Annotated in this window: 14 protein-coding genes; all 14 read left to right on the top strand. The window is 54.5% G+C overall.

Annotated elements, in window-relative coordinates; translation table 11 throughout:
* The first annotated feature begins 132 nt into the window (after positions 1 to 132).
* The 14 genes from BAA01_15580 (at position 133) to BAA01_15645 (ending at position 17884) form a co-directional block, all read left to right on the top strand.
* Positions 133 to 1662, top strand: coding sequence for a carboxylase (locus tag BAA01_15580; protein OUM86849.1), 1530 nt, complete (start codon positions 133 to 135; stop codon positions 1660 to 1662).
* A gap of 141 nt (positions 1663 to 1803) precedes the next feature.
* A complete protein-coding gene (locus tag BAA01_15585; GenBank protein OUM86850.1) occupies positions 1804 to 2013 on the top strand; it encodes an acetyl-CoA carboxylase biotin carboxyl carrier protein subunit in 210 nt (69 codons plus the stop codon).
* Positions 2014 to 2132: 119 nt separating this feature from the next.
* Positions 2133 to 3470 (top strand): biotin carboxylase, encoded by a 1338-nt coding sequence (locus BAA01_15590; protein OUM86851.1) that lies wholly within the window; start codon positions 2133 to 2135, stop codon positions 3468 to 3470.
* A 21-nt stretch (positions 3471 to 3491) separates the two neighbouring features.
* Positions 3492 to 3974 (top strand): dehydratase, encoded by a 483-nt coding sequence (locus tag BAA01_15595; GenBank protein OUM86852.1) that lies wholly within the window; start codon positions 3492 to 3494, stop codon positions 3972 to 3974.
* Between the two features lie 77 nt (positions 3975 to 4051).
* Positions 4052 to 5200, top strand: a complete 1149-nt coding sequence (locus BAA01_15600) for an acyl-CoA dehydrogenase (GenBank protein OUM86853.1) — start codon at positions 4052 to 4054, stop codon at positions 5198 to 5200.
* A 57-nt stretch (positions 5201 to 5257) separates the two neighbouring features.
* A complete protein-coding gene (locus tag BAA01_15605; GenBank protein ID OUM86870.1) occupies positions 5258 to 6382 on the top strand; it encodes an acyl-CoA dehydrogenase in 1125 nt (374 codons plus the stop codon).
* A 168-nt stretch (positions 6383 to 6550) separates the two neighbouring features.
* Positions 6551 to 8167, top strand: coding sequence for an AMP-dependent synthetase (locus BAA01_15610; protein ID OUM86854.1), 1617 nt, complete (start codon positions 6551 to 6553; stop codon positions 8165 to 8167).
* Positions 8168 to 8205: 38 nt separating this feature from the next.
* On the top strand, positions 8206 to 9780 hold the full coding sequence (locus tag BAA01_15615; GenBank protein ID OUM86855.1) for a long-chain fatty acid--CoA ligase: 1575 nt from the start codon (positions 8206 to 8208) through the stop codon (positions 9778 to 9780).
* Between the two features lie 120 nt (positions 9781 to 9900).
* Positions 9901 to 11439: a long-chain fatty acid--CoA ligase gene (locus tag BAA01_15620; GenBank protein ID OUM86856.1), complete on the top strand. Its 1539-nt coding sequence runs from the start codon at positions 9901 to 9903 to the stop codon at positions 11437 to 11439.
* A gap of 60 nt (positions 11440 to 11499) precedes the next feature.
* A complete protein-coding gene (locus BAA01_15625) occupies positions 11500 to 13119 on the top strand; it encodes a fatty-acid--CoA ligase (GenBank protein OUM86871.1) in 1620 nt (539 codons plus the stop codon).
* 199 nt (positions 13120 to 13318) lie between these two features.
* Positions 13319 to 13978, top strand: a complete 660-nt coding sequence (locus tag BAA01_15630) for a hypothetical protein (GenBank protein ID OUM86857.1) — start codon at positions 13319 to 13321, stop codon at positions 13976 to 13978.
* Positions 13979 to 14189: 211 nt separating this feature from the next.
* Complete coding sequence (locus BAA01_15635) at positions 14190 to 14804, top strand: superoxide dismutase (protein OUM86872.1); 615 nt, start codon at positions 14190 to 14192, stop codon at positions 14802 to 14804.
* 235 nt (positions 14805 to 15039) lie between these two features.
* On the top strand, positions 15040 to 16170 hold the full coding sequence (locus tag BAA01_15640; GenBank protein ID OUM86858.1) for a phosphatase: 1131 nt from the start codon (positions 15040 to 15042) through the stop codon (positions 16168 to 16170).
* A 43-nt stretch (positions 16171 to 16213) separates the two neighbouring features.
* Entirely contained in the window at positions 16214 to 17884 is a 1671-nt protein-coding gene (locus BAA01_15645; GenBank protein ID OUM86859.1) for a dihydroxy-acid dehydratase, read from the top strand.
* Positions 17885 to 17907 lie beyond the last annotated feature (23 nt).

Raw genomic sequence — 17907 nt, forward strand, 5'->3', positions numbered from 1 at the left:
ATGAAAGTATTGGCACGGAATTTGCTTCTTAAACATCAATGAATGGCACAAGCGATCTTTGGCGAGAAGCTGCCATGATTCGATGGATGTTCATGCAACAAGCGCTACGGGCTAGAACGAGGAGGACAGTGAATGGCTCAGACGAATGAAAAACTGCTTGCCGAAAAAGAGCGGATACTGCGTGGAGGTGCGCAGAAATATCACGAAAAAAACGCGGAACAGGGCAAACTGTTTGTCCGCAAGCGCCTGGAACTGCTGTTTGATCCCGGATCGATCGTGGAAGATGGACTGTTTGCCAATAACGAGGATCCCGATTTGCCTGCCGACGCCACGGTGACAGGCATCGGAACCATCGGGGGGCGGCCGGTCTGCTTTTTTGCCGCTGATTCAACCGTGAAGGCCGGTTCCTGGGGAGCCAAATCGGTCGAAAAGAACATCCGGATTCAAGAGAAGGCCATGGCTTTGAAAATCCCGATTCTCTATCTGATTGACTCAGCCGGTGCCCGGATTACCGATCAGATTGAAATGTTTCCTGGCCGCCGTCATGCTGGAAGAATTTTTTACAACCAGGTGCAACTGTCCGGAGTGGTGCCGCAGATCGCGATTCTGTTCGGTCCATCGCCGGCCGGCGCCGCTTATGTGCCCGCCTTTTGCGACTTGGTGATCATGGTGGAACACAATGCCAGCGCCTATCTCGGTTCGCCGCGGATGGTCGAGGTGGCGATCGGGGAAAAGGTGAGCATGGAAAAGATGGGCGGCGCCAGGATGCATTGTACCGTGAGCGGTCTGGGGGATGTGCTGGTGCAAACGGAGGAAGAGGCCATCGAGGTGTGCAAACAATACCTTTCTTACATGCCCCAGAACTTTCGTGAAAAACCGGCTGTCGTCGAGGCCCGGCCGCCGGCAGAAGGGCGCCGGATTGGCGAGATCATCCCGGAGAACCAGAATGCGCCGTTTGACATGTACGAGTTGATCGATCGGATCATCGACCGGGACAGCTGGTTCGAAATCAAGAAATTGTATGCCCCCGAGATCATTACCGGCTTGGCGCGGATGGATGGCAAGGTGGTCGGTATCGTCGCCAACCAGCCCAAGGTGAAAGGCGGCACGCTGTTTATCGATTCGTCGGACAAGGCGGCACGGTTTATCTGGTTGTGCAACGCTTTTTCCATTCCGCTGTTGTTTTTGGCGGACGTGCCCGGTTTCATGATCGGCTCGCAGGTGGAGCGGGCGGGGATCATCCGCCATGGCGCGAAAATGATTTCTGCCGTCTCCGAGGCGACGGTGCCCAAACTCTCGGTGATCGTCCGCAAGTGTTATGGCGCCGGTCTGTATGCCATGGCAGGGCCAGCCTTTGAACCGGACGCTTGTATCGCTTTGCCGTCTGCCTCCATTGCCGTCATGGGCCCGGAGGCGGCAGTCAACGCGGTGTACTACAACAAAATACAGGAACTTCCCGAGGAGGAGCGGGCGGAATTTATTGCCCGGAAACGCCAGGAATACGCGGCAGATATTGATATTTACCGCGTTGCTTCCGAGCTGATTGTGGATGAGATTATTCCTTTTGACCATTTGCGCCAGGAAGTCATTCGCCGTTTCCGCCTGTACGAGAGCAAAAGCGTGACCCTGCCTGAAAAACGCAATCCGGTTCATCCCGTTTAGATGATCTTGCCGGTTCCTTTGCTACATGCGATTTGGCTTGCGAGTTTTGTGATTTAAAGATAAATGCACAGATAAATTCTTGTGATGCCATGCTTTCAACTAAAATACTCTAAACTTATCCGATAAGGGAGATGTGTTCGCATGAATGTGACATCCAGCATGAGTGGGACTGTGTTTCGGATTCTGGTTCAGCCGGGGGATCAGGTAAACCCGGGTGACGAGGTGATGATTTTGGAATCAATGAAAATGGAAATCCCGATTGTCGCTGAGGAGGGCGGTACTGTAAAAGAAGTCCGGGTCGCGGAGGGAGAGTTTGTCCAGGAAGGTGATGTGGTGGTCGTGCTCGGGTAACGAGCGGGCATGGGCTCGGATTGGGGCTGAAGGCGCAGGGGAAGAGTCTATGGTGAAACACGTGCTGCGGACACCGACAAGTGACTGTGTTCGGGAAGTGGGGGAAGGAGTGGAAAGAGATGTCATACTTTAAGAAAATTTTGATTGCCAATCGCGGTGAGATTGCCCGCCGTGTCATCAAAACGTGCCGAAAGCTGGGCATTCAAACGGTGGCCGTTTATTCGGAAGCGGACAAAGAGATGCCCTTTGTCAGGGAGGCGGATGAGTCGGTCCTGCTGGGACCGGCCCCGGCCGCCAAAAGTTACATGGACATTGAGAAAGTCCTGGATGCCGCCATCGCTACGGGTGCCGAAGCGATCCACCCGGGTTACGGATTTTTGTCGGAAAATCCGGCGTTTGCCCGCCGCTGTCTGGAAAAAGGGCTGGTCTTTATTGGGCCTCGTCCGGAAGTGATTCAAGCGATGGGCAGCAAGATAGCATCGCGCCGCAAGATGCGGCAGGCCGGGGTTCCGGTCGTCCCCGGATGGGATGAGGACATTCCTACGGTAGAGGAAGCGAAACGCATCGCGGCGGAGATTGGGTATCCCTTGATGCTGAAAGCCAGCGCCGGCGGCGGCGGGATCGGCATGCAAGTGGTCCGTACGCCGGAGGAGTTGGAGAGGGCATTTGTTTCCACCAGGCAGCGGGCGCAAACCTATTTCGGCAGCGGGGAAGTGTTTCTTGAAAAATGGATCACCCAGCCGCGGCACATTGAGGTGCAGGTGGCGAGGGATGCGCATGGTCAAGGCATTCATCTGTTCGAGCGTGAATGTTCCATTCAGCGCCGGCACCAGAAAGTGCTGGAGGAAACCCCTTCCCCCTTCCTGGACGAGAGGATGCGGGAGGCGCTGTTTGCAGCGGCGCTCCGGGGCATGGAGGCGATTGATTACACCAATCTGGGCACGATGGAATTCATTTTTGACGGTGAGGGCAATTTTTATTTCCTCGAAATGAACACCCGCCTCCAGGTGGAACACCCGGTCACCGAAGAGACGACCGGGTTGGACCTGGTGGAGTTGCAGCTGCGGATTGCGGCGGGCGAGCCCCTTGGCTTGGCGCAGGAGGCGATCAGACAAACGGGCCATGCCCTGGAATGCCGGATTTACGCAGAAGATCCGAAAACCTTTCTTCCTTCTCCGGGCAAGGTGGAGCGATTGGTATTGCCGGAAGGCGCGCGGTATGATTTCGCGGTAGAGGAAGGAAACCAGGTGACGCCGTTTTACGATCCGATGATCGGGAAGGTGATTACCTCCGGTGCGACGCGGAAAGAAACGATTGAGAAGATGATCCGTGTGCTTTCAGAGATGATGGTGGAAGGTTTGAAGACCAATCTGCCATTATTGCTTGAGGTGTGCCGGAATGAAGCGTTTCAGGAAGGACGGTTTGACACCGGTTTTTTGGCGCACATGGGAAAATAACCTGTAACTTGACGGTAGACGATGCCCAAGCGAGGCTGGTTGGAGAAAGGGGAGACGAAGGTGAACATCGACAAATACTTTGAGGAATATGAAATTGGGGAGCGTTTCGTATCGCGCGGCCGGACGATCACGGAAGCCGATCTGGTCAACTTCTCCGGCATTTCGGGAGATTGGTATCCGTTGCACACCGATGTGGAATATGTGAAGACGACACCTTTCAAACAGCGGATTGCACATGGCATGTTGGTCCTGTCTATCGGCACGGGCCTATGCAATTTGCAACCAGGATATCTCATCGCCTTTTACGGGATGGATCGGGTGCGCTTTGTCAATCCCACTTTTATCGGCGACACCATTCATGTTGAGTCCGAGGTGACGGAGAAGACAGATAAAGGAGAGCGGGGCGGCGTACTGACCTTTCGTCAGGAGATTAAGAAGCAGACCGGTGAAGTGGTGGTCAGCGCGATGAAGAAAATCCTGGTGGCCAAAAAACCGGCTTGCTAATTGATCGTTCCATGACGGACAGATTTGTCTGAAGGCGGGCCGGACGGTCATGAAGCCAGAGAAATGGGGGGTCAGAGGTGCGTTATCCGCCGTATTTTCAAGAGGAGCACGAAGCGTTGCGGAAAGTGATCCGCAGGTTTGTCGCAAATGAGGTGACGCCTTACATCGAAGAGTGGGAGGAGAAAGGAGAGTTTCCGCGGGAGATTGTCAAACGGATGGGAGAGTTGGGCTTTTTAGGCTTGCGCTATCCGGAAGAGGTGGGCGGACAAGGGGGAGATTATTTTTCCGTTATTGTCTTGGCAGAAGAGATGGCCCGTTGCGGAGCCGGAGGGTTCCCGATGGCGATTGCGGTGCAGACCGACATGGCAACGCCGCCGATCCTGGAATTTGGCACGCCGGATCAGATCGAGCGTTTTCTGAAGCCGGCGATCCGCGGGGAGAAATTGGCGGCCATCGGGATTACCGAGCCCAACCACGGGTCTGATGTGGCGGGTATCCAAACGCGGGCCGTGCGTGACGGGGATGACTGGGTGATCAATGGCAGCAAAACGTTTATCACCAATGGCCCGCGGGCTGATTTTATCACGATGGTGGTCCGCACATCGGATAAACCGGGATACGAGGGGCTGAGCCTTTTTCTCGTGGAACTGGATCGTCCCGGTGTCTCGGTCAGCCGGAAGCTGGATAAAGTAGGCATGCGTTCTTCGGATACGGCTGAGATCGTTTTTGACAATGTACGGGTGCCGCAGGAAAACCTCCTTGGCGAAGAGGGGAAGGGATTTTACCAGATCATGTGGCAATTGCAGGGAGAACGCCTCATCGGGGCGGCCGGTTCAGTCGGCATGGCACAGTACGCCTATGAACTGGCCCGCGATTACGCCAAAGAGCGGAAGGCGTTTCAACGGCCGCTCAGCCAATTTCAGGTGATCGCCCACTTGCTGGCTGAGATGGCGACCGAAATCGAGGCGGCGCGTCATCTGACGTATGCGGCAGCCTATCGTTTTGCACGTGGCGAGGTGCCGACGAAAGAGATTTCCATGGCGAAACTGGTTGCCGCCCAAGTGGCCCATTGGGTGGCGGATCGGGCGCTGCAGATTTTCGGCGGGTATGGTTATATGATGGAATATCCGATCCAGCGTATCTGGCGTGATACGCGCTTGTATCGGATTGGCGGCGGGACGGATGAGATCATGAAAGAAATCATCGCCAAGCAAATGAACATCTGAGGCTGGTTGAAAGGGGGGATGTAGGTGTCTCACTGGATTTTTACGGAAGAGCATCAGATGTTTCGGAAAAGTGTCCAGAAATTTGTGGAAAAAGAGATCCTGCCTCATGTAGAGGAATGGGAACGGGCCGGCGAGGTGCCGCGCCAGCTTTTCCGCCGATGCGGTGAATTGGGTTACCTGGGCCTGAAGTTTCCGAAGGAGTATGGGGGAGCGGGGGCAGATCTCGTCACAGAGGCGGTCTTTATTGAGGAACTTTCCAAGTGCGGCGCAGGTGGCGTGGCTGCGGCCATCGGCGCACATGCCAATATTGCCATGACGCCTGTCTGGAAATACGGCAACGAGCAGCAGAAACGCAAGTACCTGGAACCGGCGATTCGGGGCGAGATGATCGCCGCGCTGGGCATCACCGAACCCAATACGGGATCCGATGTGGCCGCCATTGCCACAACAGCCAGAAGAGAAGGAGACCACTATGTTCTCAACGGCAGCAAAATGTTCATCACCAACGGTGTCCATGCCGATTACGTGTGCGTCGCGGCGAAAACCGATCCATCACGCGGGTACCGCGGCATCAGCCTGTTCATCGTCGAGAGCAAGTGGCCGGGGTTTCGAGTCGGAAAGAGTTTGCGGAAGCTGGGGTGGCGTTCATCGGACACCGCTGAGCTGGTTTTTGAAGATGTGCGCGTACCGGCAGAAAACCTGCTGGGGGAAGAGAACCAGGGCTTCTACTATATCATGAAGAACTTTCAGTGGGAGCGCATCTGGCTTGCCCTGTCCAGTGTGGCCCTTGCGGAAAAGGCCCTGGAAGATGCGATCCGCTACAGCCAGGAACGCACGCAATTTGGCCGGACGCTCAGCCAGTTTCAGGCGCTGCGGCACAAAATGGTGGATATGGCGGTCGATTTGGAAAAGGCGCGTCACTTGACCTATTACGCCCTTTATAAATACGCGCAAGGGGAAGACGCGGTGATCGAGACGACGATGGCCAAAGCTTACGCCGGCGAGATGGTCAGCCGGGTCACGGATATGGCTCTGCAAATTCACGGTGGGAACGGATACATGATGGAGTATCCGGTTCAACGTTATTGGCGGGATGCCCGTATCCAGTCGATTGGCGGCGGCACAACCCAGATCATGAATGAGATCCTGGTAAAGCGATTGGGAATCGTTGAGAACCAGTGAGAAAGGGTTGCGGGCAAACGTGACGACGAGAAGGCTGATCCTTGAACAGATGAGCGCACCTGTCTGACACGGCAGTCAGGATGCGCTTTATTATTTTGGAAAAAATAATTAAAAAATTATTTCAAGAAAATACTTTAAGATATTCACTAAATATATTATGATATAATTATGAATTTTATCCTGTATATCCTGTATAGAGGAGGGGTCGTTGTGAATTCCGTGACGTTGATTAACCGGGTTGCCATTGGCGACATTATCCGTCGCAGCGCGAGGAGGTATCCCAGCAAAACCGCCATCGTGGATGGAAAGCGGCGAATGACCTTTCAAGAATTGGAGGGACAATCCAACCAATTTGCCCACTATCTGCTCAGCCAGGGATTTCGGAAGGGGGACAAGATTGCGACCATCTGTCAAAATTCTGCAGACTTTGTTGTCGCAATGTTCGGAATCCATAAGGCGGGAATGGTGTGGGTCCCCATTAACCCGGGGCTTGCTCCTGCGGATATCCAGTATATTCTTACCCATTCCGAAGCCCGGTTGGTGATCGTGGATGATCAATTATTCGCCAATCCTTCCCTGCGGAATCTGCTGATGGAGACCGTGGACAAGATGGTGATCATCCCGTATGCGGGTCTGCCGTCTGAGGATGGTCTGCCAATTATTGAAAGCGCTTTAGCGCTTCAGCCGACGGAAGAGCCTCTCCTGGAAATCGCGGAACGGGACGTGGCGCAGATCATGTACACCAGCGGGACCACCGGACGGCCAAAGGGCGTGATGCAGAGCCATCTTGCCGTCTACATTGCGTCATTGGGGAACATTATCGAAATGAATCTGAGAGCGGACGATGTTGCGACTGCGATGATGCCCCTTTTTCACTGTGCGCAGCACAGCATGCTCACCTCGTTTCTTCACATTGGCGCGACCAACGTGATTCTTCGCGGCTTTGATCCGGTAACGCTGATGGCAACTATCGAACGGGAGAAGATCACGTGGGTGTTTGCCTTGCCGATGATGTACCGCGTGCTGCTGGATCACCCGGAACGTGCGAGCTACGATTTGTCCAGTCTGAAATTTTGCCTTTATGCGATGGCACCCATGGACGAGAACACCTTGCGGCGCGCGATTGCGGAGCTGTGCCCCAATTTTGCGCTGGGCAGCGGACAGACGGAGATGTATCCGGGCACCACGTTTTTCAAGCCGGAAGAACAGTTGCGCCGTTTCGGATCTTACTGGGGAAGCCCTTCAATTATCAATGACACCGCGATCATGGATGAGGAAGGAAACTTGCTTCCGCCCGGACAGGTCGGAGAAATTGTCCACCGCGGTCCCAATGTGATGGAGGGATACTACAAAAATCCGGAGGCCACTGCCGAGAGTCGCCTGCACGGTTGGCATCACACGGGTGATCTGGGGATGTTTGATGCCGATGGGCAACTTCTTTTTGTCGATCGGAAGAAAGACATGATCAAAACCGGCGGTGAGAATGTCCCCTCGATCAAGGTGGAGCAGGTATTGCTCAGCCATCCTGCGGTGGCCAATGCGGCGGCGGTCGGCCTGCCCCATCCCCGGTGGTCCGAGGCGGTCACCGCATTTGTCACCCTTAAGCCCGGCGCTCGGGCAAGCGGGGAAGAACTGATCCAATTCTGCAAAGGACATTTGGGGGGCTTTGAAGTTCCGAAAGCGGTTCAAATCATTGAACAGTTCCCGATGACAACAACGGGGAAAATCCAGAAACACGTATTGCGCGACACGTACCGTGATTTCTATGCGAAGGAATCTGTCTGAATCATCAAAAACCATGATCGGATGGAGGCGACAGAAGGATGAAGCAGCGTACTGTCAGCGAAGCGCTGCGGGATGCCGCCCGCCGGGCGCCCGGCAAACCCTTTTTCTACTACCGGAATCAGAAGTTCAGCTACAGAGAACTGGACGAACACTCGGATCGCCTGGCTACTGCGTTGATGGAACAAGGGATACGAAGGGGGGACAAGATCGCCATCCTGGCCCTGAATCAACCGGAGTGGCTGATTGCCTTTTTTGCCGCGGCCAAGATCGGCGCCGGCGTGGTGGCTTTAAATGCTCGCTATCGTGAGACGGAACTGGAATACATGCTCAATCGATCAGCGGTCAAGTTGCTGATCAGTGTGGATGAAACACCGGAGTTCAATTTTCGCGACTTTTTCTATGCCTTTCGCGAGAAAATCCCGACGGTGGAGCGGTTTGTCTTTATCGGCGAAGGGTTTCCCGGAAGTTTGTCATTTGAGGAATTGCTGGCATCCGACGCGCGTACCGACCTCCTGGCAAGTGCCGGCCAGGAGGTGGCCGAAGATGACACCATGATCATCATTTACACTTCGGGTACCACAGGCCGGCCTAAGGGGGCGATGCTGACGCACAAAAGCATGCTGGCTTCCGCCAGGGCGCAAGCGGAACACCTTCGGATCACGGAAGAGGATATCGGTACAGGGCATCTGCCCCTCAACCATGTCGGAGGGATTACCTGTGCCGTGATGGTCGCGCTCGTCAGCAACAGTTCGGTGGTCCTGATTCCCCATTTTCGTCCCGATCTGGTTCTGCAGGCCGTTGAGAAGCACCGGATCACGATCTTGGGCGGCGTTCCGACCATGTTTGTGATGATGTTCAACGTGCCTCAGTTCGATAAGTACGACATTTCTTCGGTCCGCCTGTGCGTCGCCGGCGGTTCCAACGTCGAACCGCAGTTGTGCCGATTGATCAACGAGCGATTTCCCGGTGCGAAACTGGTCAATCTGTACGGTGCCAGTGAAACATCAGGGGCATGTGTGATATCGCGGCTGGATGACACACCGGAAAAGGTGGCCCAGAGTATTGGGGTGATCATCGGCGATTTCCAGATGAAGGTGGTAGGGCCAGGGAAGGAGGAATTGCCGTTAGGCGAGATCGGAGAGCTGGCCATCAAGGGAGATTGCGTGGCCAAAGGGTATGACGGTTTGGAGGCAGAGACGAAAGAGGCGTTTTCTGCGGACGGCTGGCTGTACACCGGTGATTTGGCCTATCTGGATGAAGAAGGATACATCTACCTGAAAGGCCGGAAAAAAGAGATGTACATCCAAGGGGGATTCAACGTCTATCCCGCTGAGATTGAGAATCTCCTGATAACGCATCCGAAAGTGGCCATTGCCGCCGGAATCGGCATTCCGGATCCGGTGTTTGGAGAGGTGGGGAGGTTTTATATCCTGCCCAGACCGGGGTGCGAGGTGACGGAAGAGGAGTTGAAGGCGTTTTGCCGGAAACACCTGGCCGATTACAAAGTGCCGAGGGAATTTGTCATTGTGAATGAGCTGCCATTGACACCGGCTGGAAAGGTGCAAAAATCGGTGCTGAAGCAGCAGTATGAAGCAAGCAAAAAAACACTCTAAAATATTTTGTGAAAAATGGATCTTTAAATTACAATCCGAACATTGTATGATAATCATTGTGAAAGCGCTATCCTTTTGGGCGGGCGATTTCTTACAGCGATATTCATGGAGGTGTCGGCAGTGAACATTGGGAAAACGCTTTCAATCAATGCCATCAGGATTCCTGATCACGAGGCCCTGGTCTGCGAGGGAAGGCGGTACACTTACCGGCAGCTGAACGAACAGGTGAACCGGCTGGCCAACGGTTTGCTGAAACTCGGAATCCGGAAAGGGGACAAAATCTCCCTTGTGATGACCAATTCCGATCATTTCGTGATCAGTTATTATGCGATTCTCAAGGTGGGTGGCGTCGTCGTGCCCATCAACTTCCGCCTCACGGCACCCGAAATCCAGTACATTCTGGACCACTCCGACAGCATTCTGGCGATTGCCGATGGGGCGCTGGCTGAAACGGTTCTGACAGCGGCCAGGGAGGTCCCGGCTATCCGGTCAGTCTATGTCGTCGGTGATCAGCCGCCGGAGGGAAGCCTGCCATGGACCAGCCTGCTGGATGAGTCGGCGGCTGAGCCAGAGGTGGAAGTAGAGGAATCGGATGACTGTGAGATCCTGTACACCTCGGGGACGACCGGCCGGCCGAAAGGGGCGCTGTTTGATCATCACCGGATTCTGTACGTGGGGATGAACATCATCGCCAGTATGAGCGTCAATCCGCGAGACCGGTTGTTGCATGTGGCGCCGCTGTTCCACAGCGCACAATTAAACCTTTTTCTGGTATCCGGAACATACGTGGGGGCTACCCATGTGGTGATGCGCGAATTTCATCCGGTGGAAGTGATGAAAACCATCCAGGAGGAAAAAATCACTCTCTTTTTCGGGGTGCCGACGATGTATTCCTATATGCTGCAAGTGCCCGCAGGCACATTTGACCTGACTTCGGTGCAGCGTTGCGCCTACGGTGCGGCGCCGATGGCGCCCGAGGTGGTCAAGCAGAGCATGGAGATGTTTCAGACCGACCAATTTTACAACTTATGCGGTTTGACGGAGGGAGGGCCAGGAGGCGTATACCTGCCGCCTGAACGGCATTTGGACAAACTGGGTGCCGGTGGTATTCCGGTCATCAACACGGAAGTGCGCGTGGTGGATGACGCCGGAAACGATGTGCCGACTGGCGTAGTTGGGGAGATGATCATTCGCGGCGAGACGGTGATGAAAGAGTATTACAAGAATCCCCAGGCCACGGCGGAGGCCATCCGCGACGGCTGGCTGTACACCGGGGATCTGGCCGTGCTGGATGAAGACGGCTACCTCACGCTGGTTGACCGGAAGAAAGACATGATCATCTCCGGCGGGGAGAACGTGTACTCCACAGAGGTGGAACAAGTGTTGTATGCCCATCCGCATGTGTTGGAGGCGGCTGTGATTGGATTGCCGCACCCGGTCTGGGGGGAGGTGGTCACGGCGGTGGTGGTTCCAAAACCGGGCCATGGGATCAATGTGGACGAGTTGCAGGATTTCTGCCGGAAATCCCTGGCAGGATATAAAATACCGCGGAAGATTTTCTTTGTCGAGCAGCTGCCGCGAAATGCGTCAGGAAAGGTTTTGAAATATCAATTGCGCCAGACTTACAAGCATGCCGCTCAACAAGATCAATCCGTATAACCATAACAAAGAATAAAAAACGACTCTGAAGGAGGGAAGCCTTCAAGGCGGCAAACGATGATGATGGTCGTTCCTTTGACGATGCGTTCCATTCTGGAGAGGGCCAATCGCTTCTTTCCGAAAAAAGAAATTGTCACCCGCACAGAAAATGGACTGTTTCGCTACACGTATCGTGATTTTTACCAGCGGACGGTTCGTTTGGCCAGCGCGTTGCAACGTCTGGGGATCAAAAAGGGGGAGAGAGTGGCCACCTTTGCCTGGAATCATTACCGTCATCTGGAAGCCTACTTTGCCATCCCTTGCATGGGGGCCGTCCTGCATACGGTGAACATCCGGTTGTCGGGGGAGCATATCGTTTACATTCTCAATCATGCGGAAGATCAGCTTCTCCTGGTGGATGAGTCCCTGGTGCCGCTCATTGAGGCGATTCAGGATCAGCTCAAGACGGTGAAAGGGTATATCATCATGACGGACAAGGAGGAGTTGCCTGCGACCAAGCTCCAGCCAGCATACCATTATGAACGCCTGCTGGCGGAGGCCGATCCCGATTACCGTTTTCCCGATGACATCGATGAAAACGATCCGATGGGGATGTGCTACACTTCCGCCACCACCGGCAATCCCAAAGGGGTGGTCTACACGCACCGGGCCATCTATTTGCACAGCTTGGCCGTCGGTTTGGCCGACACCATCGGACTTTCCGAACGAGATACCATTTTACCGATAGTGCCGATGTTCCACGCCAATGCCTGGGGGATGCCGTTTGCCGCGACGCTGTTCGGCACGAAACAAGTCTATCCGGGTGTCGGGCCAACCCCGAAAGATTTTATCCAGCTCATTCAGGATGAGAAGGTGACGATTTCTGCGGGCGTGCCGACCATCTGGATCGGAGTATTGCAGGAGCTGGAAAAGGGAGATTATGACATTTCCCATCTGAAAACGGCGTTATGCGGCGGTTCTGCGGCTCCGAAGTCACTCATCCGGACGTTTGAGGAGAAATATAACGTGATCATGATGCATGCCTACGGAATGACAGAAACCTCTCCTTTGGCCACCGTTGCCCGGCTGAAAAGTTATCAGGAGGAACTGCCGTTTGAGGAGCGTCTCAATATCCGGGCGTCACAGGGGATTCTCGTGCCTGGCCTTGAAATTCGGGTGGTGGGTGAAAACGGCGATGTCGCCTGGAACGGAAAAGAGATGGGTGAAATATACCTGCGAGGGAACTGGATCGCCAGCGAATATTATCAAGATGAGCGAACGAAGGATACTTTTGTCGACGGCTGGCTGCATACCGGCGATGTGGCCACCATTGACGAGGAAGGGTACATCCGTCTGGTGGACCGGACCAAGGATTTGGTGAAAAGCGGCGGGGAGTGGATCTCCTCGGTCGACCTGGAAAATGCCCTCATGGCCCATCCTGCCGTCCTTGAGGCGGCGGTTATCGCGGTGCCTCATCCCAAGTGGCATGAGCGGCCGCTCGCCTGTGTCGTTTTGAAGCCCGGCCATGAGGGAAAGGTGAGCAAGGAGGAGCTGCTGGATTTCCTGCGGCCGCAGTTTGCCAAATGGTGGATTCCGGATGACGTGGTCTTCTTGAAGGAAATTCCTAAAACCAGTGTCGGCAAATTCTTAAAGCGGGGGTTGCGCGAACAATTCAGCCAGCATTATCAATCTGCCACGTAACGGACGTTTAGGTTTGGTGGATGGCTTCTTGGCCTTTGCCGTTTTTGGGGCGGCCTGCTTGATGGCGGGCCGCCTTTTCATTCTTGAAAAGGATGCCGGAAGCTCTTTGGAAAAATCATGTTTGCAGTTGCAAAACCGGGATAGTCAGGTAAGATGGATATTATAGAAGAAAAAATCGCCTGTTGAGGAAGGTATTGGTATGGAGAGTCTCAACCGGTTGGAAGGGTGGTTTTCACCTGTCAGCATGTTGCAGTCGGGAGCGCTGACAGCCACCTCCATGTACAACCTGGCCCAGTTCAAACAGCTCTTGATGAAGCAACTGGCTGCACAGCTCGTTGAAGCACAGGATATTGACATGGTGCAAAACAGCGGAAACGCCTCCGCACCCGTTTCAGGATTGTCAGCGGCAGATTGGCTCGGAATGAGACGCCTGTTGGAGAACGCTGCAGCCTCAGCTGACCCCGGAAAGGATGTGCCTGCACCATCTGCCTTTTCTGGGATCATTGCTGCCGCATCCAAGCGCTACGGCGTACCTGCTCGCCTGATCGAGGCGGTCATTCGGCAGGAGTCCGGCTTCAACCCGTGGGCCGTATCACCTGCGGGAGCCCAGGGGCTGATGCAACTGATGCCAAAAACGGCAGCCTCCCTTGGTGTGACCAATCCCTTTGACCCGGTACAAAATATCGATGCGGGCACCCGATACCTGAGACAGTTGTTGGACCGCTATGGCGGCAATGTGAGGCTGGCGCTGGCGGCATACAATGCGGGGATGGGCAATGTGGATCGGTATGGCGGGATTCCTCCGTTTCGCGAGACGCAACAATATGTTGACCGGATTATGAGGATGCTGGGCGCTTGAAACCAAACATACTTGTTGATTTAATCTCTTTTTTGGTCCATAATTAAATATGTGGGAAGTATGGGTTCATTCCCCAGATGAGAAAATAGATGCCAGAGGACGGCTTTCATGAAGGAAAGAACGCTTTGTGGAGAATGGACAGCCTTCTGGTTGGTTTGACATGAATGTTTGTTGGAAGACGTCCTTCCAAAAAACAGAGGAGGTATGGGAGATGGCAAAACACGAACTTCCTGCATTGCCATACGCATTTGATGCGTTGGAGCCGCACATTGACGCGCAAACAATGGAAATTCACCATGGCCGCCATCATGCGACCTATGTGAATAACCTCAATGCGGCGCTGGAAGGACATCCGGAGCTGCAGCAGAAGTCCGTTGAAGAACTGATCAGCGATTTGAACAGCATTCCTGAGTCGATTCGCACGGCTGTACGAAACAATGGCGGTGGACACGCAAACCATTCCCTGTTCTGGGAAATCATGAGTCCCCAGGGTGGCGGCGCGCCGACGGGAGCTTTGGCTGAGGATATCAACAAGACGTTCGGGAGCTTTGAAAAATTCAAGGAAGAATTTACAAAGGCTGCAACCGGCCGCTTTGGAAGCGGTTGGGCCTGGCTGGTGGTAGATGGCGGAAAGCTGGCCGTCATGAGCACCCCCAATCAGGATAACCCGCTGATGGAGGGCAAAACGCCCATTCTCGGTCTGGATGTCTGGGAGCACGCCTATTATCTGAAGTACCAGAACCGCCGTCCGGATTACATCGCCGCTTGGTGGAATGTGGTCAACTGGGATGCTGTCAATGAGCGTTACGCGAAGGCCAAATCGTAATGGCCCTCATACAAGACAAGCAGCGAAAGAGGGAATCTGCGCAAGCAGGTTCCCTTTTCTGATCGTGCGTGCCCATGTGACACATGCTCATACGGGATTGCCGGTTTCGGGCAAGCTTGCTGCCGCGTTTGCCGTTGCAGTTGTCTTTTTCAGTCAGGGTATGATATGTTCATTTCGTATGGAAACGTGAGTTAAATGTGTCTTGTGATGTGGATTCTTAGAAGGAGGATAAGGATTGTTCCGGACGATTTTATTTGATGTGGACGGGGTGCTCTTGAGCGAAGAGAGGTATTTTGACGCCTCTGCTTTAACGGTATGGGAATTGCTGAGCAGTCCTTTATACCTCAACCAGCTCGTGACGCCGTCGTTTCGCCCTGATCCGGAGGAGCCGGTGATTCGATTGTTGCGGAAAACCGTGTTTGATGAGGACAGGGTGCTTGACTTCATCAAGGAACGCGGGATTAATGCGAACTGGGATATGGTATATTTGGTTTTCAGCTATCAATTCATTCGTTTTTTGGAAGCAGCTCAACCCGGCTATCGGGAACAAGTGGCGGACTTGCTGTCCCGGCCGCTAACCGCGGAATCACTGGCTATCTGCCGCACCTGGCAGGTGAGCTATTCTCCACAATGGGACGCCTTTGTGGCGGATTTTTCCCGGGGAACGGCGGAAAAGCAGGCCTTGCTTTTGGATCTCAACCGCATCGCAGAAGAACGGCTGGGGATGCGCTGTGACGTTTTTTCCCGCCACTCGCCGTTGTGGGATCTTTGTCAGGAGGCGTTCCAGGAGTGGTATATGGGTGAGGAGAAGTTCAGAGAGTCAACCGGTAAGCCGCCTAAGCAACCTGGCAAGCCGGGTTTCTTGCATGACGAGATCCCGATTGTGCCGCCAGAGAAAATGCGCGCATTCTTTGCCCGCTTACAGGAGATGGGGATCGAGCTGGGCATCGGGACAGGCCGGCCTACTGTGGAGACGATCGAACCGCTTACGGCATTGGGCATCCTTCCGTACTTTAATCATGACCGAATCGTCACCGCAAGCGATGTGCTGGAAACCGAGCGGCGGTACCCGGAGCGCGCGCCGCTGGCCAAGCCGCAACCCTTTACCTATCTCAAAGGGTGGCTGGGGAAAGAGACGCCGGATGAAGTGGTATTTTCCTTGCCGTTGCCGATTCAGGAAGGGGACCGTTTATTAGTTGTCGGAGACTCCATTGCCGACCTGATGGCTGCGAAGACGATCGGTTGCCGTTTTTGCGCGACATTGACCGGCTTGTCCGGGAAAGCCGCCAGGGAGTCTTTTGAGAGACTGGGTGCGGATTACATCGTCGATGATGTGTTGCAAGTGGTGGATCTGCTAGAAAAATAGTATATTTAAAAGTGTGACAAGTTCGGAGAAGGAGGAAAATGATTTGCGCAGCGACAAGATAAAAAAGGGGATTGATCGCGCGCCCCATCGGGCGCTCTTAAAAGCGACCGGCTTAACAGACGAAGATATGAACAAGCCGTTTATCGGCATTTGCAACTCGTATGTAGACATCGTGCCGGGGCATGTCCATTTGCAGGAGTTTGGGCGGATCATCAAGGAGGCGGTGCGCGAGGCAGGCGGCGTGCCTTTTGAGTTCAATACGATTGGCGTCGATGACGGCATTGCCATGGGACATATCGGGATGAGATATTCCTTGCCCAGCCGGGAGATCATTGCTGACGCGCTGGAGACCATGGTGATGGCCCATTGGTTTGATGCCCTGATCTGCATTCCCAATTGCGACAAGATCACGCCCGGAATGATGATGGGTGCCATGCGTGTCAACGTGCCGACCATTTTTATCAGCGGCGGTCCGATGGCTGCCGGGAGGACGGATGATGGCCAACCCGTCGACCTCATTTCGGTGTTTGAAGGGGTAGGGGCTTACCAGGCGGGCAAGATTGACGAAGCGCGGCTCAAGCATATCGAAGATATGGCGTGCCCGTCTTGTGGTTCCTGTTCCGGGATGTTTACCGCCAACTCGATGAACTGCCTGGCAGAGGCATTGGGTCTGGCGCTTCCCGGCAACGGAACCATCCTGGCCCGGACGCCGGAACGGGAGGAACTGGCCCGCCAGGCGGCCCGCAAGATCATGGAACTGATCGAAAAGGACATCAAGCCGCGGGATATTGTGACCGTAGAGTCGATGGATAATGCCCTGATCCTGGATATGGCGATGGGCGGGTCCACCAACACCGTGTTGCATGCGATGGCGATCGCCAATGAAGCCGGGATCGATTATCCCTTGTCGCGGATCAACGAATTGTCGAAGCGGGTGCCGCATATTTGTAAAGTATCACCCGCATCCCATTATCACATCGAAGATGTGCACCGGGCGGGAGGGGTTTCGGCGATTCTGAAAGAGGTGAGCAAGATTGAGGGGCTGCTCAATCTGGACTGCATTACTGTGACCGGCAAAACGCTGGGAGAGAACATTCAAGACGCAGAGGTTTTGGATCCGGAAGTGATTCGGCCGATTGATAACCCCTACAGCCCGACCGGCGGACTGACCATCCTTTACGGAAACCTGGCCCCGGATGGTGCGGTTATCAAGTCTGCGGCCGTGGATGAATCGGTGCAGCGTTTTTCTGGCCCGGCTGTGATTTTTGAATCCCAGGACGAGGCGTTGGCCGGCATTGCCCTGGGTAAGGTGAAAGCCGGTGATGTGGTCGTGATCCGCTATGAAGGCCCGCGCGGCGGTCCGGGAATGCCGGAGATGCTGGCGCCCACCTCGGCCATCCAGGGAATGGGGCTGGGCAAGGAGGTCGCCTTGATTACGGACGGCCGTTTTTCTGGCGGGACGCGGGGCATTTGTATCGGCCATATTTCACCCGAAGCGGCAGAAGGGGGTCCCATTGCGGTCCTGAGGAATGGGGATATTGTGACCATCGACATTCCCAATGGCATTTTGCGCGTGGAACTGTCGGATGAAGAGCTGGCTGCCAGGCTGGCAGAATGGAAGGAACCGGAACCGAAGATTAAGCACGGGTATCTGAAACGGTATGCAAAGATGGTGACATCAGCCAGCACCGGGGCAATCCTAAAGGTGGATTGACCGGAGCAATAGGGAACGGGGGC

Source organism: Bacillus thermozeamaize (assembly GCA_002159075.1).
GTDB lineage: Bacteria > Bacillota > Bacilli > ZCTH02-B2 > ZCTH02-B2 > Bacillus_BB > Bacillus_BB thermozeamaize.